Here is a 281-nt window from a genome sequence, read left to right on the forward strand (position 1 = left end):
TTCGAACGTTTGTTCGGGAGAATGGACGCATGTCGTTGTCGTCGTGGGAGTCCGGTTCCGCGGCGCCGGGGTTCCCGGCGCTGGAGGAGGGGCTGCGTGCGGCGGTGGCCGTGTTGGAGGGTCCGGCCCCGGATGCCCTGCGGTGTGCGGGGTTGTTGCTGGAGATCGAGTCGCTGGGCCGGTTGGTGGACCGGGCGCGGATCCTCGCGGCGCGGGCCGCGGACCAGGCGCGGGTCATCGAGCTGGGCCGGCCCGGGACCGCGGCGGACCCCCACGGCCGG

The 281-nt window shown here is 74.4% G+C and carries 1 protein-coding gene; it reads left to right on the top strand.

Annotated elements, in window-relative coordinates:
* Window positions 1–29 precede the first annotated feature (29 nt).
* Window positions 30–281, top strand: a 252-nt coding sequence (locus ACETWP_RS17335) for a hypothetical protein (protein ID WP_373973535.1), incomplete at its 3' end; no start/stop codon positions are given.

This window comes from Arthrobacter halodurans, assembly GCF_041877255.1.
GTDB classification, from domain to species: Bacteria; Actinomycetota; Actinomycetes; order Actinomycetales; family Micrococcaceae; genus Arthrobacter_N; species Arthrobacter_N halodurans.